The sequence below is a fragment of the Ancylobacter tetraedralis genome (genome assembly GCF_014195655.1).
Taxonomy (GTDB): domain Bacteria; phylum Pseudomonadota; class Alphaproteobacteria; order Rhizobiales; family Xanthobacteraceae; genus Ancylobacter; species Ancylobacter tetraedralis.
In genome coordinates this window covers 282749-304281 of record NZ_JACICD010000002.1, presented here as the reverse complement: position 1 = coordinate 304281, position 21533 = coordinate 282749, and the positions used below count along the sequence as shown (strand labels likewise).

Sequence of the window (21533 nt, the reverse complement as noted above, 5' to 3'; positions counted from 1 at the left end):
GCCGTTTCCGCTGCAAGAAGGTGCACGCGGCGAAAATGGGCCGCCCGCGCGTGCCGCCGGGATTCAGCCGGCCCTGCACGCCCCGAGCCGAGCCGCCGCCGGCATCAGGCGACCGCCACGGCGGGCGCGCGGAAGCGGCCGGCGAGGCTCCGCAGCACCGGAATCTGCGCGTTCAGCTCGCGCCAGTGGCGCGGCTCCAGTTCCAGGATGGCGATGGCACCCTCGTTCGGCTGCACGGCCGCGACGACCCCGTCCCAGTCGATGCCGCCCCAGCCGATCGGCAGATGCAGGTCGCCCTCGCCCAGCGCCACCGCCTCGGCCGGGTGATAGGTCCACAACTCGCTCGGCCGGCCGAACGAATCATGCAGGTGGAAATGCACCACATGGGGCGCCAGCGCGGCGATTTCCTTGAGCGGGTCGATCCGCGCATCGGTGCAGCGTATATAGGCGTGGCTCACATCCAGCGTCGCCTTCACCGCGCGGTGGTCGATGGCGGCGAGCTCGCCGGCCAGCTTGGACGGCGTCGCGGTCTCGCGCGCCTGACCGTAGCGGAAGATGTTTTCCACGCACAGCGTCACGCCGAGCGAGGCGGCATGGTCGCCGGCACGGGCGAGCGCGTCGCGCTGGCGCGAATAGGCGACCTCGACATCATCGTCATGCGCGCGCACCACGCCGGTATGCATGACCAGATGCTGTGCCCCGAGGGCGGCGGTCAGCTCGATATTGGCCGCCAGCACCTTCTCGTGGCGCGGCAGGCGCTCGGCCACGTCCATCAGGTTGATGGCCAGCGTGCCGTGCACGGTGTAGCCGAGCCGGCGGCCGGCCAGCGCCGCCTGCAGGTCCTTCACCCGGTCCTGCAGCAGCCGGCCCTCGACCATGAGATGCCATGCATAGACCGGCAGTTCCACCACGTCGACGCCCAGCGCCTCCGCCTCGTCGAGGCTGGCGCCGAGATCGTCGAACTCGGCACTGCCCTCGCGGATGGAATAGCCGACGGCGCGAATGGGGGAAGCCGGAATGTGCATCTGCATCCTGACGTGTTTCCTGATCGTTCGAGGTGGATGACGGCGCAACGGGCGCTGCGCCGCGAATTCTCGGGCCCGCATCGCGGCCGCGGAGCGCGGGGCCGGTCGAGCCGGGCCGTGCCGGGCGGAAACCGGCCGTGCGACGCGCCGATGCGGAGAGGAGCGCCACATTGGGAACGCTCCTGCGCCGCCAACATGACACGTGAATGTCCGATCAGCCTAATGCCGCAGCGTCAACCCGCTACCCGCGCGGCCCGGCCCTCGCCTGACATGGACGGCGTGATCCGGCCCGACGCCGCGCCGAGCCAATCGCGCGCGATGGCGATTCGTCCGATTTCCGGCACGTCGATGCCCGGACGCGGCACGATGGTCGCCGGCCACCCGAGAGGATCGGCAAGGATGGGCCTCGTCCTCGATCGGTATCGCCCGAAACGCCAGCCCCGGGGTTGCGGCACAGAACGCCTTGGCCACCTCCCCCGGGCGGGTGTTCGGCCCGCTCCACACGAAGATCGCGCGCTCCGGCTCGCCCGGTGGGGTCCCGGCCATGACCGCCTCCCACATCTCCTTACCAGCCGTTAACGATCTGGATACGATACACGGAGAAATGCGTGGGAGGGCGACTGCGCAGGTGCCGGCAGCAGTGCCATGTTCACGCCGCGATGGCTTGCGATGACGCCTCAACCCTTCTAATCGATGCATCAGGCGCGGCCCTCTGGCCCACCTCAGCTTTCCCGGACAATGCAGCTCTATCATCACCCCTTCTGTGCACACTCGCGCCTGATCCGGCTCGCCCTTGGCGAGATGGGGATCGAGCCCGAGCTGATCGAGGAACACGTCTGGGAGCGGCGGGCCGAATTCCTCATGCTCGACCCCGCCGGCATCACGCCGGTTCTGGTCGAGAATGACGGCTTCGTGGTGCCCGGCGGCGACCTCATCGCCGAGTATCTCGACGAGACGCGCGGCGACCATCTCGCCGATCGGCGCCTGTTGCCGGTGGATCTCTACGCCCGCGTCGAGGTGCGCCGGCTCACCTCCTGGTTCAATCACAAATTCTTCGCCGAGGTCTCCGAGCCGCTGGTGCGCGAGAAGGTCTACAAGCGCCGCATGCCGCGCGAATTCGGCGGCGGCCCGCCGGAAATGTCGATCATCCGCGCCGCCCGGGCCAATATCCGCTACCATCTGCAATATATCGGCTGGCTGCTGAAGTCGCGGAACTGGCTGGCCGGCGAGCGCATGAGCTATGCCGATCTTGCCGCGGCGGCGCATATTTCCGTCGTCGACTATCTCGGCGACGTGCCCTGGGACGAGGACGAGGGAGCGAAGATTTGGTACGCCCGGATCAAGTCGCGCCCGGCCTTCCGGCCGCTGCTGGCGCTGACCGTGGCGGGCATGCCGCCGGCGCCGTGCTACGCCGACCTCGACTTCTGAGCCCTGCCGCCGCCAAGGACCTTCTGTTCGACCTCGCCCGCGCGGAGGGCTTCGACGCCCTCGGCATCGCCGCGCCCGATTCCATTCCTCTCGCCGGCGACCGCCTGCGCCGATGGCTGGTGGAGGGCGCCCATGGCGACATGGAATGGATGGCCGAGACCGCTGAGCGCCGCGCCGCGCCGGCGCGGCTGTGGCCCGAGATCGGGTCGGTGCTCATGCTCGGCCTCAATTACGGGCCGGACGAGGACCCGCGCGCGGCACTGGCCGACCGGACACGCGGCGCCATCTCGGTCTATGCCCGCGGCGACGATTATCACGAACTGATCAAGGGCAAGCTCAAGCGCATCGCCTCGCGCTTCTTGCCGCGTGCCGGCGGCGAGGTGAAGGTGTTCGTCGACACCGCACCGCTGATGGAGAAGCCGCTCGCGGAGGCTGCCGGGCTCGGCTGGCAGGGCAAGCACACCAATCTCGTCTCCCGCGCGCGTGGCTCCTGGCTGCTGCTCGGCGCCATCGCCACCACGCTCGCCTTGCCGCCGGACGCGCCCGAGCGCGACCATTGCGGTTCCTGCCGCGCCTGCCTTGACGCCTGCCCGACGCAGGCCTTTCCCGCCCCCTACCGGATCGACGCGCGGCGCTGCGTCTCCTACCTCACCATCGAGCACAAAGGGCCGATCCCGCACGAACTGCGGGCGGGGATCGGCAACCGCATCTATGGCTGCGACGACTGCCTCGCCGCCTGCCCGTGGAACAAGTTCGCCGCGCTTGGCCGCGAGGCCCGGCTGGCGGCGCGGACGGAGAACCGCGCGCCGGCGCTGGCCGAGCTGGCGCGGCTGGACGAGCCGGCCTTCCGCACCCGCTTCGCCAAGAGCCCGATCAAGCGCACCGGCCGCGTCCGCTTCCTGCGCAATGTGCTGGTGGCCATCGGCAATTCGGGCGATCCCGCGCTCGTTCCGGAAGCGGAACGGCTCCTCGTCGACCCGCATCCGCTGGTGCGCGGGGCCGCCGTGTGGGCACTGGCGCAGCTTCTCGACCGGCCGACGCTTGCCCGGCTCAAAACCGCCCATGCCGGCGAGGAGGATGACGAGGTACGCGACGAATGGCGGCGCGCTGCCGGCGCGCCGGATCCGGCATCGGTGATGGCATGAGCCCACGGTTGAAAGTGCTGACCTGATGACGACGCTGCTCTGCCTCGGCTTCGGCTATTGCGCCCGCCGCTTCGCCACGCTCCACGCCGGGGCGTTCGCGCGCATCACCGGCACCAGCCGGGACGGCGCGCCCGCCAATGGCGTGGAGATGCTGCGCTTCGCAGGCGCCGCGACGCCCGCCCTGCTGGACGCCGCGCGCGCGGCCGACATCGTGCTCGCCTCCGCCGCCCCCCTTGAGGCGGGCGATCCGTTCCTGCCGAGTCTCGGCGCGGCGCTGGCTGCCGGCGCGCGCAAGGGGCCACTGATCTATCTCTCCACCATCGGCGTCTATGGCGACACGGGCGGCGACTGGATCGACGAGAACGCGCCAACGGACGCGGCGGCACCGCGCGCGCGCCGCCGCATCGAGGCCGAAGCGGCGTGGCGCGCGCTGGGGCAGGCGGCCGGCCGGCCGGTGGCCGTGCTGCGGCTCGGCGGCATCTACGGGCCCGGCCGCAACGCGCTCGCCGACCTCACGGCGGGCACCGCCCGCTGCATCGAGCGCGAGGGCCAGGTGTTCAACCGCATCCATGTCGATGACATCGCCGGGGCGATCCGCGCGGTGATCGACACCGGCTTCGACGGCATCCTCAATGTAGTGGACGGCGAGCCCTCGCCTTCCTGCGCCCCGGTCGCCTTCGCCGCGCGGCTGATGGGCCTGCCGGAGCCGCAGCCCGTGCCCTTCGAGGAGGCCGCCGCCAGCCTGTCGCCGATGGCGCTGTCCTTCTGGGCGGACAATCGGCGGGTGCGCAACGATCGCCTGGCCGCGCTCGCCGGCCCCCTCGCCTATCCCAGCTATCGCGAGGGGCTCGCCGCGCTATTCGCCGCGGGCGAGGGCGCGAATCAGGATTCCCGGCCGGTTGACGCTCGCACGCCATAGGCGCGCATGAAATTGTCGACCGCGTGCCGCACCACCCGATCGACGGTCGCCTCGTCGGGCTGGGACGAGCCGCCGAACAGCATCGGCATCACGATCAGCGCGTGGCAGCCGACCAGGAACTGCCACGCCGCGAGTTCGTAGTCGTCGATGACCAGTTCGCCCGCCGCGCACTTGCCCCGCAACCAGCCGCACAGGCGCTCGACGCCAGCGTCGGGACCCGCGGACAGGTAGGTCCGGCCGATTGCCGGCAGTTTCTCGGCGATGCCGATCACCATGCGCACGGTGGCGATGTGCTCGGGCCGGATCATCGCCCGGACATAGCGGTGACCGGTCCGGGTCAGCGCCTCGCGCGCATCCGCCTGCGGGTCCAGCGCGAAGCTCTGCTCGGCCGCCTCCTGGCAGACCTCGCTCACCACCGCGGCGAAGAGCCCCTCTTTGGAGGGAAAATAGACATAGAGCGTGCCCTTCGAGACGCCGGCGGCACGGGCGATCTCGCCCATGCTGGCTCCATCGAACCCGCTCGACAGGAAAACATCGCGCGCGCCGGCGAGGATCCGCCGCTGCTTGTCGGAATTCGACCGGCTGCCACCGGCTGCCAGCCCCCCCGCCGCGACGGAGGCGCTCGCCCCCCCTTCCGGATCGGCGGAGATTTCGTTTGACGCACTGGTCATGCTGGACACGTTGAGCCGATGGTCAGGGGTCAGGGAGCGGCGAGGGTGAGGAACGATTCGATCTTTGACGCAACACAGGCCCGACCTCAATGGTTTCAGGGGCGGCCCTCCTACCAAACCGATATTTTTTGACCGAACCGTTCAGTATAGCTTGCCGGCCGCGGCAATTCGTTCTATCAGATGGGTCATCCGACGGTCTGCACCTCGGGAGGCTCCCGCAAGCCGCTCGAAATTCCGCGACCGATGGTAGAGGGAGGGGGTTCATTCCGCCCCCCAGATCCTCCTCCCTCGTCCTCTCCCTGTGGTTGAAAAGCGGCGGGCGGCGCAATGTCGTGCCCCCGCGCAAGGACGGCCGGAGGTTCCGCTTGGCGGCGCCGCGCGGTCGGGTTAATGCTGCTGCGCCGGACGCGTCCGGCCTTCCAGCGCGAATCCGGATCGCCATGACCTCATTTGTCGTCCCTCGCTGCGTGCCCGGCCCCGCTCGGGGTTTTGCGCCGGATGCGTCAGCCCGGACAAATCATGGCTAAGGGTGTCTCCGTCGGCGGCCGTTCCGTGCCCTTCGCGGCAGAAGTCGCCGCGCTGGGCGTCGTGTTCGGCGATATCGGCACCAGCCCGCTCTATGCCTTCAAGCAGGGCCTGCTCGCCGTCGGCGGCGGTGCCGTGAGCGATGCCGACGTGCTCGGCCTGCTCTCTCTGATCACCTGGTCGATCATCCTCTCGGTGACGATCAAATATGTCATGCTGGTGCTGCGCGCCGACAATGACGGCGAAGGCGGCATCCTCGCGCTGGTCACGCTGCTCGACCTGCACCGCTCGACGACCGGCAAGCGCCTGTGGCTGCTGGTCGTGGGCCTGATCGGCGCCGCCATGCTCATCGGCGACGGCGTGCTGACCCCGGCCATGTCCGTGCTCTCGGCGATCGAGGGGCTCGAAGTCATCGCACCGGCGCTCGATCACTGGATCGTCGCCCTCACCGTGATGGTGGTCCTGGCGGTGTTCCTCTCGCAGCGCGCGGGTACCGACCGCATCGGCGCCTTCTATGGGCCGGTGATGCTGCTCTGGTTCGGCGCGCTTGGCGGGCTCGGGGTCTATGGCATCGTGCAGGCCCCGCAGGTTCTATGGGCGCTCGATCCGCAATACGGGGTGGCGCTGCTGGTCGACCACCCGTTTCTCTCCGGCGCGGTGCTGGGTGCCACGTTCCTGGCCATCACCGGCGGCGAGGCGCTCTATGCCGATCTCGGCCATTTCGGCCGGCCGGTCATCACCCGGGCCTGGCTGTTCGTGGCGATGCCGGCGCTGCTGCTCAACTATTACGGGCAGGGCGCCAACGTGCTGGTGCACCGCGAAGCGGTGCGCAACCCGTTCTACGACCTCTCGCCCGATCCGCTCGACCTGCCGTTGCTGATCCTGGCCGCCTGCGCCACCGTGATCGCCTCGCAGGCCATCATCACCGGCGTGTTCTCGCTCGCCAAGCAGGCCATCGAGCTTGGCTACCTGCCGCCGATGCGCATCAGCTACACCAGCGAGCACAACGACCAGCACATCTATATCGGCCGGCTCAACTGGATCATGATGCTGGCCTGCGCCGCCATCGTCGTGTCGTTCGGCTCGTCGGACCGGCTCGCCTCGGCCTATGGCATCGCGGTGGCCATGGCGATGGTGGCGACGACGGTGCTGTTCGTCGCCTATGTCAAGCGCAGCTGGAACTGGCCGCTGCCGGCGCTGATCGGGCTGGCCGGCGGGCTGGCCGTCATCGACGTCTCCTTCGCCGCCGCCAATCTCACCAAGCTGCACGATGGCGGCTGGCTGCCCGTCACCATTGCCGCCATCGTGCTGGTGGTCATGGTGTCGTGGCGGCGCGGGCTGGAAGGGCTGGGCCTGCAGCAGCGCCGCTTCACCGAGCCGCTGGACGACTTCATCGCCCGTGGCAAGCCGCCGGCCTGCGCGGTGAGCCCGCGCACCGCGATCTTCCTGTCGCGCGGCGGGGCGGTGACGCCCGTGGCGCTGGGGCGTCTGTCGGACCTGCTCAACATCCAGTTCAGCAAGGCGGTGATCGTCTCGGTGTGGATCGCCTCGCGCCCGCGCGTGGCGGTGGACGAACGGGTGCGCGTCACCGCGCTCGATCCCGTGCATGTGCGGGTGGACGTGCGCTTCGGCTACATGCAGCAGATCGACGTGCCCTCGGTGCTCGGCCCGGCGCTCTACGCGCAGGGGATCGACCCAGACGACGCGGTCTACGTGATCGGCCATGAGCGGGTGATTCCGCCGGAGGATATCCGCGGCGTGCGCGACGTGCTGGCCCATGTCTTCGCCTTCCTCGCCCGCAACGCCGAGCGCTCGGTCGACCGCTTCGGGCTGCCGCGCCCGCGCACCATCGAGATCGGCTACCCGGTCCGGCTGTGATCGCGCGCCGGCGCCGGCCCGATCACGGCCGCGCGATCCGCGCGCCAAGGCCATGCCTTCGCCGCGATCCCGGCCAACAAGCCGCCGCATCCGGCGCGGCGACGGGGCCGCATGCGCCGCAAAGGCGATGGCGCGGCCGCGACATGCGGGCACGGTTCCGAAAGGCCTCAAGGTCTGGTAGGCCTGCCGGGACCGTCCTGGGTGCGGAGACGATAATGGTGATTGTGCGATGAACGGGCTGAAGGCGGTTTTCGGCTGGCTGCGCCAACGCATCGGCTGGCATGCGCTCGGCCTGGTGGCCAGCCTGGTCATCATCGGCATCGCCGCGGTCGTGCTGTACCGGATGCTGCGCGGCATCCATCTGGGCGAGGTCTTCAACGCGCTCGCCGACACCGATCCCTGGCGCGTGGCGCTCGCCGCGCTGTTCGTGGCCGGCGCCTATTTCACCCTCACCTTCTATGACTGGTTCGCGCTGCGCACCATCGGCCGGCCGAACGTTCCCTATCGGGTGGCCGCGCTCGCCTCGTTCACCTCCTATTCGATCGGCCACAATCTCGGCTTCTCCGCCTTCACCGGCGGCACGGTGCGCTACCGCATCTATTCCGCCCATGGGCTGGGCGCGATCGACGTGGCCAAGCTGTGCTTCATCACGGGCCTCACCTTCTGGCTCGGCAACATCGCCATTCTCGGCCTCGGCATCACCGTCGAGCCCTGGGCGGCCAGCGCGGTGGACCAGCTGCCGGCCTGGATCAACCGGCTGATCGGCATCGCGCTGCTGACGAGCCTTGCCGGCTACATCGTCTGGGTCGGCCTCAAGCCCCGCCGCATCGGCATCGGCAAGGGCCACTGGACGGTGACGCTGCCGGGCTCGAAGCTCACCGCGCTGCAGATCGGCATCGGCATCATCGACCTCTCCTTCTGCGCGGCGGCGATGTATGTGCTGATGCCGGAGGCGCCGTTCATCGACCCGATCGCGCTCGGCGTGGTGTTCATCTCGGCGACGCTGCTCGGTTTTGCCAGCCACGCGCCGGGCGGGCTCGGCGTGTTCGATGCCGCCATGCTGGTGGCGCTGCCGCAGTTCGAGACGGAATCGCTGCTGGGCGCGCTGCTGCTGCTGCGGCTGCTCTATTACGTGACGCCCTTCGCCCTCGCGCTCATCCTGCTGGGCGTGCGCGAATTGCTGGTGAACCGCACACGCCGCCGCGCCGCGCCATGCGAGCCCGAGATTTCCATCGACCCGCTGGCCGACATGCCGGTGCTGCAGGATGACGACGAGCCGGTGAAGGAAACCGCCGCGCGCCGCAGCGCGTGAGCGGCCGCGCCGGAGCGCAGCGCGCCGGCCCTTGTCAGGGCAGCAAGGACGGCACGAGGCTGTCCATCAGGCCGCCGGGCACCCGCGTCACCTTCACGCCCTTGGGCAGCTTGAAGATGGCCGGGTCCTGCGTGCGGCGCTCAAGCGTCTCGGCCTCGAAGATCAGCGTCTTCTTGCCGTTCACGTCGGCCACCGCCCGCAGCGTGATGCCGTCCTCGGTGACGCAGGTGTCGATCAGCGCGCCAGAGCGCTTTTCCTGCGCGCGCCAGACATCGCAGGGCTGGCCGGCTACCATGTCGACGCCGGTGCGGGTGCCCTGACCGCCCATGTCGACCACCGCGAAATCGGCCGGCATCGCCATGTCGATCGCCATCCGGTCGAGACCGGGCAGCGACGCCATCACCAGCATGCGGTTGCGCGTGAAGTCGATGAGGCCGGTAAACGTGCCGGGAACGCCGAGTTGCTCAAGCTCGACCCGCATCCAGCCATTGCTGTGGGCCAGCGACAGGCGGGCACGCTCGGCGGTGCGGGCGGTGAGGTTATAGTCGACCGCCGCGCGCGGCACCGGCTCCCCGGCGAACGCCCCGCAAACCGGCATCCCGACGATGAGGGCGACGATTGCCAGCCCGCTCCTGCCCATCACTGCCCTGCCCCACGCCACGCGTCGTCGTCTCAGCTTCCGGACCGTCGAAAAAGTCCCGCACCCCGCCTCGAGAGCCGGATCGGACCAGCTACCGCGCGATCATCGCGACCTTTATAGGGCAAACGTGATCAAATCTGTCGAACAGCGACCGGTCGCGCCCGCATTTTGTCATTTTCCAAAATAGCCATCCACGGCGCGCCCACCCTGTCGATCCTCGCCATGGCCCGTCATGCCGCCATCAACAGCAGCGTGCGATCGTCGTCACATGGAAGCCGAAGGTCTGTAGCATAAGCGGCAGATTCGCCCTTTCCTTCGCCGGACCCAGCCGCCATATGCGGCGGAACGGGACGGAGGGGCGGGTCACCCACGCCGTTACGATGCCGATACCTGGCAGGAAGCGATCCAGCATGGCTCTCGGAGATTCGAGCCGGTTCATCGAGGACAATCTGCGTGAGCGCCTGGCTGGTGCGCGCTGGATTCTGGCGGCCGCGTGGCTCGGCCTCGCCGCCGCGGTCTGGATGGATGCGCTCGCCCTCATGCCCGCCATCGGCCTCGGCGCGCTGATCCTGGTGGCGGCGAGCGTATCGGCGCGGCGGCGCCCGGTAGCGGCCGCGCTGGCCCGGCTGACCAACGAGCCCAAGCCGCTGCGGCTGGGCGGCGAGGATCGCCTCACCGCCCTGGTGCGCGCGCTGCCCGATGCCGCGTTGCTGCTCGACCCGCGCGGCACGGTGGTGGTGGCCAATCTCCGCGCCTCCGGCGTCGTCGCCAGCGCCCGGGTGGGCGACCCCGTGTCCTTCGCCGTGCGGGTGCCGGAGGTGCTGGAAGCGATCCGCGCCGCCACCGCCGACGGCGTCGCCCGCCGCATCGAATTCGCCGAGCGCGTGCCACTGGACCGCTGGCTGCGGGCCGATATCGTGCCGGTACGCTCGGCCGAAGGGCGCGGCACCGCCACGGAAGCCGTGCTGGTCGGCTTCGCGGACCTCACCGCCCAGCGACGGGTGGAGCAGATGCGGGTGGACTTCATCGCCAATGCCAGCCACGAGCTGCGCACGCCGCTCGCCTCGCTCTCCGGCTTCATCGAGACGCTGCAGGGGCCGGCCCGCAACGATGCCGGCGCGCGCGAACGCTTCCTGAAGATCATGGGCGAGCAGGCGCGGCGCATGTCGCGGCTCATCGACGACCTGCTCTCGTTGTCGCGCATCGAGATGAACGCGCATCTGCGCCCGGAGACCAAGGTCGATGTCACCGCGGTGCTCAGCCATGTGCGCGATGCGCTGGGGCCGCTCGGGCGCGAGCGGGGGGTGGAGATCGCCCTCGAGCATCCACCCCAGCCCGTCGCCGTCCATGGTGACCGCGACGAGCTCTTTCGGGTGTTCGAGAACCTGGTGGAGAACGCGCTTAAATATGGCGGCGCGGCCGGACGGGTGGAGATCGGCATCGTGCGCGAGGGCTCCGATGTCGTCATATCCGTGCGCGACTACGGCCCTGGCATCGCCCCCGAGCATGTGCCCCGGCTCACGGAACGCTTCTACCGGGTGGACACCGCCCATTCGCGCGAGCAGGGGGGCACGGGGCTCGGACTTGCCATCGTCAAGCACATCGTCGCCCGCCACCGCGGCCGGCTCGGCATCGAGAGCACGCCGGGCGAAGGATCGACCTTTTCGGTAAGACTGTCCGCCTGCCCCGCGGACGACACGAAAACATCAACAAAATCATAGGCTTGAATCGTCATCAAGGTGTCATTGCGGCGTCATAGAACCTTGGCGCCGGGGGGATACATAACCCGGTGTGAAACTCATCCGCCTCCCCCGGCCAAAGGCGTTCCCCAGGGTCATATGGCCCGGCGGGTTCCGCCCGTCTCCCGAAACAAGGAGAAGACCCTTGAAACTGACCCGCATCCTCGGCGCCGCTGCGCTGACCCTCGGCCTTTCCAGCGCCGCTTTCGCTGCCGACATCACCGGCGCCGGCGCCACCTTCCCCGCCCCGGTCTATCAGGCATGGGCCGTCGCCTATAAGGACAAGTCCGGCACGGGCCTGAACTACCAGTCGATCGGCTCGGGCGCCGGCCAGACCCAGATCTTCAACCGCACCGTCGATTTCGGCGCTTCGGACGCTCCGGTGGCAGGTGACAAGCTCGCGGCCCAGAAGCTCCTGCAGTTCCCGGCCGTGATCGGTTCGGTCGTCGCGATCGTCAATCTCGACGGCATCGCCGCCAACCAGCTCAACCTCACCGGCCCGGTCCTTGCCGACATCTATCTCGGCAAGATCACCAAGTGGAACGACCCGAAGATCGCCGCCCTGAACAAGGGCTCGCAGCTGCCGGATCTGGCCATCGTCCCGGTCTATCGTTCGGACGGGTCGGGCACCACCTTCGTGTTCGCCAGCTACCTTTCCGCCGTGAGCCCCGAGTGGAAGTCGAATGTCGGCGCCGCGACCTCGGTTCAGTGGCCGGCTGGCGCGGGCGGCAAGGGCAATGAAGGCGTTGCCGGCACCGTCAAGAACACCAAGGGCGCGATCGGTTACGTCGAGTACATCTACGCGTCGTCGAACAGCCTGATCACCACCCAGCTGCAGAACAAGGCCGGCAAGTTCGTCGCGCCGACGGTGCCGTCCTTCCAGGCGGCTGCCGCGAATGCGGATTGGGCCGGCGCCAAGGACTTCGCCGCCTCGATGATCGACACCCCCGGCGAGACCACCTGGCCGATCACGTCGGCCACCTTCATCCTGCTGCCGAAGGAGCCGAAGTCCGGCCCGCAGGCCGCCGAGGTGATCAAGTTCTTCGACTGGGCCTTCAAGGATGGCGGCTCCATCGCCGAGAAGCTGCACTACATCCCGCTCCCGGCCGATGTCGCCAACCGCGTCCGCGACGCCTGGAAGACGGAAGTGAAGTTCGACGGCAAGCCCGTCTGGACCAACTGATCGTTACCGGTCCAGCAAAAAGAGGGGCGGCCGTTGCGGCGGCCGTCCATTCTCGCAAGCGCCGCCTGATAATACCCGCGGTGAGTTTGGCCGCCGATGTTTCACCGGCTCCGCCGGTTCCGGCGTGGCCTGGCCGCCATGCCCCGAGATGACGCACGAGACGCCTTAGCGAGCCCCGCGCGCGCACCCGTTCCCCCAGGGTGTCCACGCCCACGGCGCTGACAGGATCACAGGAACATGGACGCCACGCTTACCGGAAACCAAGCAGCCTCGGCCATGGCCGTCGCGCGCAAGCCGACCGGCCGCCTCAGCGACCCCATCTTTGTCGGGGTGCTCTGGGCCAGCGGCATCTTCGTGCTGATCCTGCTCGGCCTCATCATCGCCATGCTGTTCGAAGGCGGCCTGCCCGCCCTCCGGGAATTCGGCATCCAGTTCCTGTGGTCGACGACCTGGAACCCGGTGACGGAGAAGTTCGGCGCCGGCGTCATGGTGTTCGGCACCATCTTCAGCGCCGTCATCGCGGTGATCATCGCGCTGCCGCTGTCCTTCGGCATCGCCTTCTTCCTCACCGAAATCGCGCCCGGCCCGCTGCGCCGGCCGATCGGCGTCGCCATCCAGCTGCTCGCCGCGATCCCGTCGATCATCTACGGCATGTGGGGCTTCTTCGTCATCGTGCCGCTCATGGCCGCCTATGTGCAGCCGCCGCTGATCGACCTGCTCGGCCCGCTGCCGGTGATCGGCGCGCTGTTCCAGGGGCCGCCGCTCGGCGCCGGCATGCTGACCGCCGGCCTGATCATGGCCATCATGATCCTGCCCTTCATCACCGCCATGTTCGTCGAGGTGCTGGAATCGGTGCCGCCGATGATCAAGGAATCGGCCTATGGCGTCGGCGCGACGACCTATGAGGTGTACCGCAACGTCTCGGTACCCTATGGCCGCACCGCCATGGTCGGTGCCGTGATGCTCGGCCTCGGCCGCGCGCTGGGCGAGACCATGGCCGTCACCTTCGTCATCGGCAACGCGACGCGCATGTCGGCCTCGCTCTTCGCGCCCGGCTCCACCATCGCCTCCACCATCGCCAACGAGTTCCCCGAGGCAGGCCCTGGCTCGCTGAAGCTGCAGTCGCTGCTGGAACTTGGTTTCATCCTCTTCGTCATCTCCTTCATCGTTCTGGCGCTCTCCCGGCTGCTGGTCCGCTCGAAGCTCAAGGGTTGAGGGGAAAACCCATGTCATCTCTCGCCCGTCGCCGCGCCACCGACTACACCGTCAAGGTCATCAGCGTCGCCTTCGCTGCCTTTGCCCTGCTGCTGCTCGCCTGGATCCTCTGGACCCTGGTGGTGCGGGGCCTGCCGGCCATCGGCCCACATGTCTTCACCCGCATCACGCTGCCTCCGGGCGCCGGCGGCGGCCTGCTCAATGCGATTGTCGGCTCGCTGATCCAGATCGGCATCGCCCTCGTCATCGGCACGCCGATTGGCCTGATGTGCGGCACCTTCCTCGCGGAGCACGGCAAGACCACGCCGGTCGGCAATGCCGTGCGCTTCGTCAATGACGTGCTGCTCTCGGCGCCCTCGATCCTGATCGGTCTGTTCGTCTACCAGCTGCTCGTCATGCCGTTCGGCGGCTTTTCGGGCTGGGCCGGCGCGGCCGCGCTCGCCGTGATCATCATTCCGGTCGTGGTCCGCACCACCGAAGACATGCTGAACCTGGTGCCGATCGGCCTGCGCGAGGCGGCCTTCGCGCTCGGCGCGCCGCAGTGGAAGGTGGTCACGCTCATCACCTGGCGCGCGGCCCGTGCCGGCATCGTCACCGGCATTCTGCTGGCCATCGCCCGCGCCGCCGGCGAGACCGCGCCGCTGCTGTTCACCTCGCTCGGCAATAATGGCTGGTCGCTCGACATGAACGCGCCGATGGCGTCGCTGCCGATCGCCATCTATCAATACGCTGCCAGTCCCTTCGAAGACTGGGTCGCCCTGGCCTGGGCCGGCGCCCTGCTCATCACCGTCGGGGTGCTCACCCTGAACATCCTTTCCCGCCTCGTCCTGGCGAAGATGAAGTGAGACGGACCATGAACTTCACCTCTGATACGTCGATCGACATCGCTTCCGCCGTCAACCGTGCCACCGCGCCGACCGCCGAGCCCAAGCTCAAGGTCGAGGGGCTGAACTTCTATTACGGCGAAAACCACGCCCTGAAGAACATCCATTTCGACATCCCCGAGAAGCGCGTCACCGCGATGATCGGCCCGTCGGGCTGCGGCAAGTCCACGTTGCTGCGCATCTTCAACCGGATGTACCAACTCTATCCGGGCCAGCGCGCGGAGGGCAAAATCCTGTTCGACGGCACGGACCTGCTCAGCAAGGAGCTGGATTCCACTGTCGTTCGCTCGCGCATCGGCATGGTGTTCCAGAAGCCGACGCCTTTCCCGATGTCGATCTACGACAACATCGCGTTCGGCGTGAAGCTGCACGAGAAGCTGAACAAGGCGCAGATGGACGAGCGGGTGGAATGGTGCCTGCGCAAGGCCGCCATCTGGGAAGAGACCAAGGACCGCCTGCACACGTCGGCGCTCGGCATGTCCGGCGGCCAGCAGCAGCGCCTGTGCATCGCGCGCACCATCGCCGTGCGCCCGGAAGTCATCCTGCTCGACGAGCCGACCTCGGCGCTCGACCCGATCTCGACCTCGAAGATCGAGGACCTGATCGACGAGCTGAAGCAGGAATTCACCATCGTCATCGTCACGCACAACATGCAGCAGGCTGCCCGCTGCGCCGACATCACCTCCTTCTTCTATCTCGGCGAGATGATCGAGGTCGGCCCGTCCGCCGAGATCTTCACCAATCCGCGCGAAGCGCGCACTCGCGACTACATCACCGGCCGCTTCGGCTGAACCGGCAGCGGAGGATCACATCATGCCCGAACACATCGTCACGTCGTTCGACATCGATCTCAAGGAACTCTCCCGCCGCGTGGTGGAGATGGGAGGCCAGGCCGAGCGGCTGGTCGCCGATTCCGTCGAGGCGCTGGTCAAGCGCGATTCCGAGCTGGCCCAGAAGGTGATCGTGCTTGACGGCCCGGTCGACCTGCTCCAGCGCGAAATCGAGGAAAAGGCCATCCTTACCATCGCGCGCCGCCAGCCCCTCGCCGGCGACCTGCGCGAAATCGTGGCCGCGATGCGCATCGCCAACGACCTCGAGCGCATCGGCGACCTCGCCAAGAACACCGCCAAGCGGGTGCTCGCGCTCACCGGCGAATTCCACCCGCAGAAGCTTGTGCGCGGTGTCGAGCACATGTCCAGCCTGGTTCAGGAGCAGCTCAAGGAAGTGCTCGATGCCTATGCGGGCCGCGACGATGCCCGCGCGCTGGACGTGTGGCGGCGCGATGGACAGGTGGATGTCCTGTACACCTCGCTGTTCCGCGAACTCCTCACCTACATGATGGAGGATCCGCGCAACATCTCGCTGTGCACGCACCTGCTGTTCTGCGCCAAGAACATCGAGCGCATCGGCGATCACGCCACCAACGTGGCCGAAACCGTGCACTATCTCGCGACCGGCCAGCAGCTCGCCGACGAGCGCCCCAAGCAGGACACCAGCAGCCTGACATCGGTGCCGTTCCCCGCCTGAGCGCGACGCCGCGATCACCCCACGAACCGGGGATTAAAGCATGCCGACCAACATTCTGATCGTGGAGGATGAGGAGCCCCTCACCCTCCTTCTGCGCTACAATCTCGAATCCGAGGGCTACGCCGTCGACAGCGTGGCCCGCGGGGACGAAGCCGAGACCCGGCTGCGCGAAGCCGTGCCGGACCTTCTCATCCTCGACTGGATGCTGCCGGGCCTGTCCGGCATCGAACTTTGCCGGCGCCTGCGCGCCCGGCCCGAGACCGAGCGCATGCCGGTCCTGATGCTGACCGCGCGCGGCGAAGAGACCGAGCGCGTGCGCGGCCTCGCCACCGGGGCGGACGACTACGTGGTCAAGCCCTTCTCGGTGCCGGAACTCGTGGCGCGGGTGCGGGCGCTGCTGCGCCGGGCCAAGCCCGAGCACGTCTCGACGCTGCTGCGCGCCGGCGACATCGAGCTGGATCGCGAGACCAAGCGGGTGCACCGCGCCGGCCGCGAACTGCATCTGGGACCGACCGAGTTCCGCCTGCTGGAATTCCTCATGCAGTCGCCCGGCCGCGTCTATTCCCGCGAGCAGCTGCTCGACGGCGTGTGGGGCCAGGACGTCTATATCGACGAGCGCACGGTCGACGTGCATGTCGGCCGCCTGCGCAAGGCGCTCAATCGCCCGCGCCAGCCCGACCCCATCCGCACCGTGCGCGGCTCGGGTTATTCGTTCAACGAGATGTTCGCCCGCGCGCACTGAGCGCAGGCGAACGCCGATCCTCGTCATCCCGGACGGTCTGCAGGACCGATCCGGGATCGCACGGCAACGAGGGGCGCGCCCCTCTCCCGCCCGGCTCGGGCGGGATGCCCGCGCGCGGTGCTTTCAGCCGCCCGCCACGGCCGCGGGGGCCATCCCGTTTCGCCGAAACTGCTGCTCGATCTCCAGCAGCCGCTGCTTGCGCCACAGTCCGCCGCCATAGCCGGTGAGCGAACCGTCGGCGCCGATGACGCGGTGGCAGGGGATGACCAGCGCCAGCTGGTTGGCACCGTTGGCCCGCGCCACCGCGCGGATGGCGGCGGGCTGGCCGAGGCGGCGGGCGATCTCGCTGTAGCTCACCGTGGCACCCGGCGGGATCTGGCGCAGCTCCGCCCACACCGCGCGGGTGAAGGCGCTGCCATCCAGCGCCAGCGGCGTTTCGAACACGGCCGATCGGCCGGCGAAGAAGGCGCCCAGCTCCGCGCGGATCCGTTCCGTCGCGGCCGAGGGACCGATGCCAAGGTCGCCTTTGGCACGCTGGCGCAGCCGGGCGATCTCGGTGGGCAGCGCGCGGCGCTCGACGAACTCCAGCAGATGCAGGTGCGAGGGGCTGGAAATGGCGATCATGTCGCCCAGCGGCGTGCCGATCCAGTCGGCCAGCAGCGCGCCGCGCCCGGCAATGTCGCCCGGTGCGCAGCCCAGGAGCCGGGCGAAGGCGGCGCGGAAGGCGCTGGCGGACTGGAAGCCCGCCTCCTGCTGCGCCTCGATCACCGAGCCGCCCCCGGCCAAGGTCTCGAAGCCCTCGCGCAGGCGCCGATGCCGGGCCATGTCGAGGAATGTCATGCCGAACTGCCGCTTGAAGGCGCGGCGCACGGTGGAGAGATCGAACCCCATCCGCGCGATGTCGCCCTCGCTCCAGCGCCGCTCCGGCCGCGCATCGAGCGCCGCGAGCAGGGTGGCGATCGTCGGATCGGCGGCAGCGGCCGGCTGCAGCGGGTGGCAGCGCTTGCAGGGGCGAAAGCCGGCCTCGATACATTCGCCGATCGTCGCCACGAAGGTGCAGTTCTGCGGCAGCGGCTTGCGCGCCGGGCAGGTCAGCCGGCAGAAAACACCGGTGGTGGCGACGCAGACATAGGCGCGCCCGTCAAACGCCTCGTCCCGCTCGACGAGCGCGCGGTACAGCGTGGAAGCATCGGGCAGGTCGAACAGCATGGCTGAGAGCTATCATGCCGGCCGAGGGGCGCCGCCGCAAATCGGGCGGTTATTTCGCGCCCCGCGACGCGAGCTCTCAGGTGCGGGTGATCGACAGTCCGCCATCGACCAGATGCGCGGTGCCGGACACGAAGGAGGAATCGTCCGAGGCGAGATAGAGCACCGAGCGCGCCAGTTCCTCCGGCCGCGCCACCCGCTTCAGCGCGTGCAGCCCGGTGATGAAGGACTGCGCCTCGGGCGTGTCGTTGGCCTCGCGGTACATCTCGGTTTCCACCGCGCCGGGCAGCACCGCATTGACCCGGATGCCCTGCGGCCCGAATTCGGCGGCGAGCGCCTGGGTGAGGCCGATCAGCCCCGATTTCGAGGCGGCATAGGCGGCAAGGCCGGGAAATGCCGTGGTGTAGCCGACAAAGGTCGAGGTGAAGATCACCGAGCCGCCGCCGGTCTTCAGCATCTGCGCGATCTGGTGCTTGGCGCCGAAGAAGGCGCCGGTGAGGTTGATCGCCAGCGCGTCGTCCCACCCGCTGGCGGAGACGCCGGTGCTCGGCCCCTTCTCGCCGAGCGTACCGGCATTGTTGAAGGCGATGTCGAGCCGGCCGAAGCGGGTCGCCGCCAGTGCCACCAGCGCCTGCGCGTAGTCTTCCGAGCGCACGTCGCCCGCCAGAGCCACGGCGTCGCCGCCCGCGGCGGCGATCTCGGCGACCAGCGTATCGAGCTCGGCCTGTCGGCGGGCGCCGACCACGAGCTTCGCGCCCTCGGCGGCAAACAACAGCGCCGTGGCGCGGCCGATGCCGGAACTGGCGCCGGTGATCAACGCGACCTTGTCCTTGAGGCGTGACATGGGGAGTCTCCGTGATTTCCGTTTGGTCGGCCACCGGACGATCCCGGTCGGCCTGTTTCGCCCCAGAGTATGGCAAGGCCTACGCGTTCGGATTAGACTTCTAAAAATGGATTTCATGTCCGGAAAAGCCGAACGATGAAACTGGACGGCATCGCCGCCTTCATCGCCATCGCCGAGGCCGGCTCGATCAGCGAGGCCGCGCGCCGGCTGCGCCTGTCGAAATCGGTGGTGAGCGACCGCCTGGCGCAACTCGAGCATCGTCTCGGGGCGCGTCTGGTGCACCGCTCGACCCGTCGATTATCGCTGACAGAGGACGGCGCGGCCTTTCTGGAAATGGCCTCGCAATCGCTGCGCGGCCTCGATGCGGCGGTTGCCACGCTGGCCGAGCGGCGCGGCACGCTCGCCGGCCCGCTGCGGCTTTCCGCACCGGTGACGCTGACGGCCCTGCATATCGGCCCGGCGCTCTATCCCTTCCTGCGCCGCCATCCGCAGATCGAACTGAGCCTCGAGCTCGACGACCGGGTGGTGGACGCGCAGGCGGAAGGCTTCGACGGTGTGATCCGCCACGGGCCGATGCGCGATAGCCCGCTCACCGCCTGGCGCCTCGCCCGCAGCCGGCGCGTGTTGGTGGCCTCAGCCGACTATCTGGAGCGGCACGGCACGCCGCGCGACCTCGCCGAGCTCGATGGCCATCGCGGCATCTTCTACACCCATCGCGGCCTTGCCGACTGGCAGTTCGTCGCCGCGTCCGGCCGCGTTCAGGTGCGCGCCAAGGTCGGGCTTCAGGTGAACAACGGCATGGTGATGCGCGACGCCGCCGCCGCCGGGCTCGGCATTGCCATGCTGCCGCTGTTCATCGCCGGGCCGGACATCCGCGCGGGCACGCTCCGCGTGATCGAGGTCGGCGCGGAGCCGGAGGAGGAATTCATCTATGTCGCGCATCCCGAAGGGCGCAACCCGACGGCAAAGCTGCGGGCGCTGGCGGAATGCCTGCGCGACGCCTTCGGCGATCCGCCCTATTGGGAGGCCGGGTGCCTTGTCGATCCGGCGAACTGACCGGATCGACAAGGACACTCACGTCACGAAGCGGGCGCGTCCGCCGGCGCGTTGTGCCCCTTGCGAGGCCAGTTGTGCGACAGCACGAAGTCGGAGATGCGCGGAGCGATCTCGGCGCGGAAGCGCGAGCCGTTGAACACGCCGTAATGGCCGACGGTCGGCTGCAGGTAATGCGCCTTCTTGTCGTCGGGCAGGTTCGAGCACAGCTTGTGCGCGGCCCGCGTCTGCCCGACGCCGGAAATGTCGTCATTCTCGCCCTCGACGGTCAGCAACGCCACGTTGCGGATCTTCGAGGTGTCGACGCGGGCGCCGCGATGGGTCATCTCGCCCTTCGGCAGCGAATGGTCGATGAACACGGCTTCCAGCGTCTGCAGGTAATATTCCGCCGGCAGATCCATGACCGAGAGGTATTCGTCGTAGAACTCGCGGTGCTTGGTGGCGGAATCACCATCCCCCTTGACGAGATGGCCGAACATTTCGGCATGGGCCTGCAGATGGCGCTCGATGTTCATCGACATGAAGCCATGCAACTGCAGGAAGCCGGGATAGACCTGCCGCATGATGCCGGCATGGGGCCACGGCACCGTGGTGATGACGTTGCGGCGGAACCAGTCGATCTTGCGCGCCTCGGCGAAGTGGTTCACCGCGGTCGGGCTTTCGCGGGTATCGATCGGCCCGCCCATCAGCACCATGGACGCGGGGACATCGGGGTCGCCCATGTCTTCCATGCGCGCCACCGCCGCCAGCACCGGCACGGCCGGCTGGCACACGGCGAGCGCGTGCACGCCGCCGCCGAGATGGCGGAAAATATCGATGAGGTAGTCGATATAATCATCGAGGTCGAAGCGCCCATCGCTCATCGGCACGTTGCGGGCGTCGACCCAGTCGGTGATGTAGAGGTCGTGATTGGGCAGCAGGGTCTGCACAGTGCCGCGCAGCAGCGTCGCGTAATGGCCCGACAGCGGGGCGACGATCACCATGCGCGGCTGCGGGCGGCGCGGCGGCGTGGCGAAGTCGCGCCGGAAATGCAGCAGCTTGCAGAAAGGCCGCTCCCAGACGGTCTCGATCTCCACCGGCACGCGGGTGGCGCCCACCACCGTCTCGGTGATGCCCCAGTCCGGCTTGCCGTAGCGCCGGGTCGAGCGCTCGAACATTTCGAGTGCCGCCGACATCGATTTGCCGAACCCGGTATGAGCGAGCGGATTGACGGGGTTCCGGTAATAGAGCCGGCCCGCATCCGCCATCATGCGCAGGGGATCGAGGGCCGCATGGCCCATCTCGAACATCCAGTAGAGCGGCTTGGAAAAGGAGGTCACCGTCTCGAGCGCCACGTCGGGCGCACGGACCGCCTCCTCAGCGTCGGGGACATCGCCGAAAACGCCGATCGCCATGAAAGCCTCCATCCTCAGGCGAGCCGCCTGCTTCGCTCCGGCGGCAGGTGCGGCCCTATGCTACCGCCCGCGCTGCGCGTATCGGTAGCTGCCGCGGCTCCCCGCCAGCGTCATTCCCTGACCGCACTTTGTTGTGCGTTGCAGCATACATAGGCGTTTTCGGAGCGACGTCAACGAATCACGTGTCTCGCCGTGCCGTCACA

The 21533-nt window shown here is 68.6% G+C and carries 19 protein-coding genes; 13 read left to right on the top strand and 6 right to left on the bottom strand.

Translation table 11 applies throughout. From position 1 onward, the window contains the following. Positions 1–104: 104 nt before the first annotated feature. A complete protein-coding gene (locus FHS55_RS06700; protein WP_183188923.1) occupies positions 105–1031 on the bottom strand; it encodes a sugar phosphate isomerase/epimerase family protein in 927 nt (308 codons plus the stop codon). Positions 1032–1763: 732 nt separating this feature from the next. Here FHS55_RS06700 and FHS55_RS06695 point away from each other — a divergent pair. The 3 genes from FHS55_RS06695 to FHS55_RS06685 are packed head-to-tail and all read left to right on the top strand — an operon-like array spanning position 1764 to position 4517. Beyond that, positions 1764–2453: a glutathione S-transferase family protein gene (locus tag FHS55_RS06695; RefSeq protein WP_183188922.1), complete on the top strand. Its 690-nt coding sequence runs from the start codon at positions 1764–1766 to the stop codon at positions 2451–2453. Then, positions 2429–3598, top strand: coding sequence for a tRNA epoxyqueuosine(34) reductase QueG (queG, locus tag FHS55_RS06690; RefSeq protein ID WP_183188921.1), 1170 nt, complete (start codon positions 2429–2431; stop codon positions 3596–3598). The genes FHS55_RS06695 and queG overlap by 25 nt, the downstream gene beginning before the upstream one ends. Positions 3599–3623: 25 nt before the next feature. Continuing rightward, positions 3624–4517 carry an NAD-dependent epimerase/dehydratase family protein gene (locus FHS55_RS06685; RefSeq protein WP_183188920.1) on the top strand — a complete coding sequence of 298 codons (894 nt, stop codon included), beginning with the start codon at positions 3624–3626 and terminating at the stop codon, positions 4515–4517. Here the strand turns inward: FHS55_RS06685 and FHS55_RS06680 are convergent. Next, the gene (locus FHS55_RS06680) at positions 4481–5188 is read right to left on the bottom strand and encodes a TetR/AcrR family transcriptional regulator (RefSeq protein WP_183188919.1); all 708 of its coding nucleotides are present in this window, start codon (positions 5186–5188) and stop codon (positions 4481–4483) included. The two genes, FHS55_RS06685 and FHS55_RS06680, sit on opposite strands and share 37 nt — an antisense overlap. A 519-nt stretch (positions 5189–5707) precedes the next feature. On the opposite strand from FHS55_RS06680, the gene FHS55_RS06675 reads away from it, so the two are divergent. Together FHS55_RS06675 and FHS55_RS06670 are read left to right on the top strand one after the other, a co-directional pair. Further along, on the top strand, positions 5708–7591 hold the full coding sequence (locus tag FHS55_RS06675; protein ID WP_183188918.1) for a potassium transporter Kup: 1884 nt from the start codon (positions 5708–5710) through the stop codon (positions 7589–7591). A gap of 229 nt (positions 7592–7820) precedes the next feature. Beyond that, positions 7821–8903, top strand: coding sequence for a putative bifunctional lysylphosphatidylglycerol flippase/synthetase (locus FHS55_RS06670; protein ID WP_183188917.1), 1083 nt, complete (start codon positions 7821–7823; stop codon positions 8901–8903). 34 nt (positions 8904–8937) lie between these two features. On the opposite strand, the gene FHS55_RS06665 is transcribed toward FHS55_RS06670, so the two are convergent. Continuing rightward, positions 8938–9546, bottom strand: coding sequence for a hypothetical protein (locus tag FHS55_RS06665; protein ID WP_183188916.1), 609 nt, complete (start codon positions 9544–9546; stop codon positions 8938–8940). A 407-nt stretch (positions 9547–9953) separates the two neighbouring features. Between FHS55_RS06665 and FHS55_RS06660 the strand changes: the two genes are divergently transcribed. The 7 genes from FHS55_RS06660 to phoB all read left to right on the top strand — a co-directional run bounded on the left by FHS55_RS06660 (position 9954) and on the right by phoB (position 16833). Further along, entirely contained in the window at positions 9954–11264 is a 1311-nt protein-coding gene (locus FHS55_RS06660) for an ATP-binding protein (protein ID WP_183188915.1), read from the top strand. A gap of 163 nt (positions 11265–11427) precedes the next feature. Further along, a complete protein-coding gene (gene pstS / locus FHS55_RS06655; protein ID WP_183188914.1) occupies positions 11428–12465 on the top strand; it encodes a phosphate ABC transporter substrate-binding protein PstS in 1038 nt (345 codons plus the stop codon). Positions 12466–12702: 237 nt separating this feature from the next. Beyond that, complete coding sequence (gene pstC / locus FHS55_RS06650) at positions 12703–13680, top strand: phosphate ABC transporter permease subunit PstC (protein WP_183188913.1); 978 nt, start codon at positions 12703–12705, stop codon at positions 13678–13680. 11 nt (positions 13681–13691) lie between these two features. Next, entirely contained in the window at positions 13692–14525 is an 834-nt protein-coding gene (pstA, locus tag FHS55_RS06645) for a phosphate ABC transporter permease PstA (protein WP_183188912.1), read from the top strand. Between the two features lie 8 nt (positions 14526–14533). After that, positions 14534–15355, top strand: coding sequence for a phosphate ABC transporter ATP-binding protein PstB (gene pstB, locus FHS55_RS06640; protein ID WP_183188911.1), 822 nt, complete (start codon positions 14534–14536; stop codon positions 15353–15355). A gap of 22 nt (positions 15356–15377) precedes the next feature. Continuing rightward, entirely contained in the window at positions 15378–16091 is a 714-nt protein-coding gene (gene phoU, locus FHS55_RS06635; protein WP_183188910.1) for a phosphate signaling complex protein PhoU, read from the top strand. 40 nt (positions 16092–16131) lie between these two features. Next, complete coding sequence (phoB, locus tag FHS55_RS06630; protein ID WP_183188909.1) at positions 16132–16833, top strand: phosphate regulon transcriptional regulator PhoB; 702 nt, start codon at positions 16132–16134, stop codon at positions 16831–16833. A gap of 123 nt (positions 16834–16956) precedes the next feature. Here phoB and FHS55_RS06625 read toward each other — a convergent pair whose 3' ends face one another. Together FHS55_RS06625 and FHS55_RS06620 are read right to left on the bottom strand one after the other, a co-directional pair. Beyond that, a complete protein-coding gene (locus FHS55_RS06625) occupies positions 16957–18042 on the bottom strand; it encodes a bifunctional transcriptional activator/DNA repair enzyme AdaA (RefSeq protein WP_183188908.1) in 1086 nt (361 codons plus the stop codon). A 76-nt stretch (positions 18043–18118) separates the two neighbouring features. After that, positions 18119–18883: an SDR family oxidoreductase gene (locus FHS55_RS06620; RefSeq protein ID WP_183188907.1), complete on the bottom strand. Its 765-nt coding sequence runs from the start codon at positions 18881–18883 to the stop codon at positions 18119–18121. Positions 18884–19018: 135 nt separating this feature from the next. On the opposite strand from FHS55_RS06620, the gene FHS55_RS06615 reads away from it, so the two are divergent. Beyond that, positions 19019–19939: a LysR family transcriptional regulator gene (locus tag FHS55_RS06615; RefSeq protein WP_183188906.1), complete on the top strand. Its 921-nt coding sequence runs from the start codon at positions 19019–19021 to the stop codon at positions 19937–19939. A 23-nt stretch (positions 19940–19962) separates the two neighbouring features. On the opposite strand, the gene FHS55_RS06610 is transcribed toward FHS55_RS06615, so the two are convergent. Continuing rightward, positions 19963–21330: a polyhydroxyalkanoate depolymerase gene (locus FHS55_RS06610; RefSeq protein ID WP_183188905.1), complete on the bottom strand. Its 1368-nt coding sequence runs from the start codon at positions 21328–21330 to the stop codon at positions 19963–19965. Between the last annotated feature and the right edge of the window lie 203 nt (positions 21331–21533).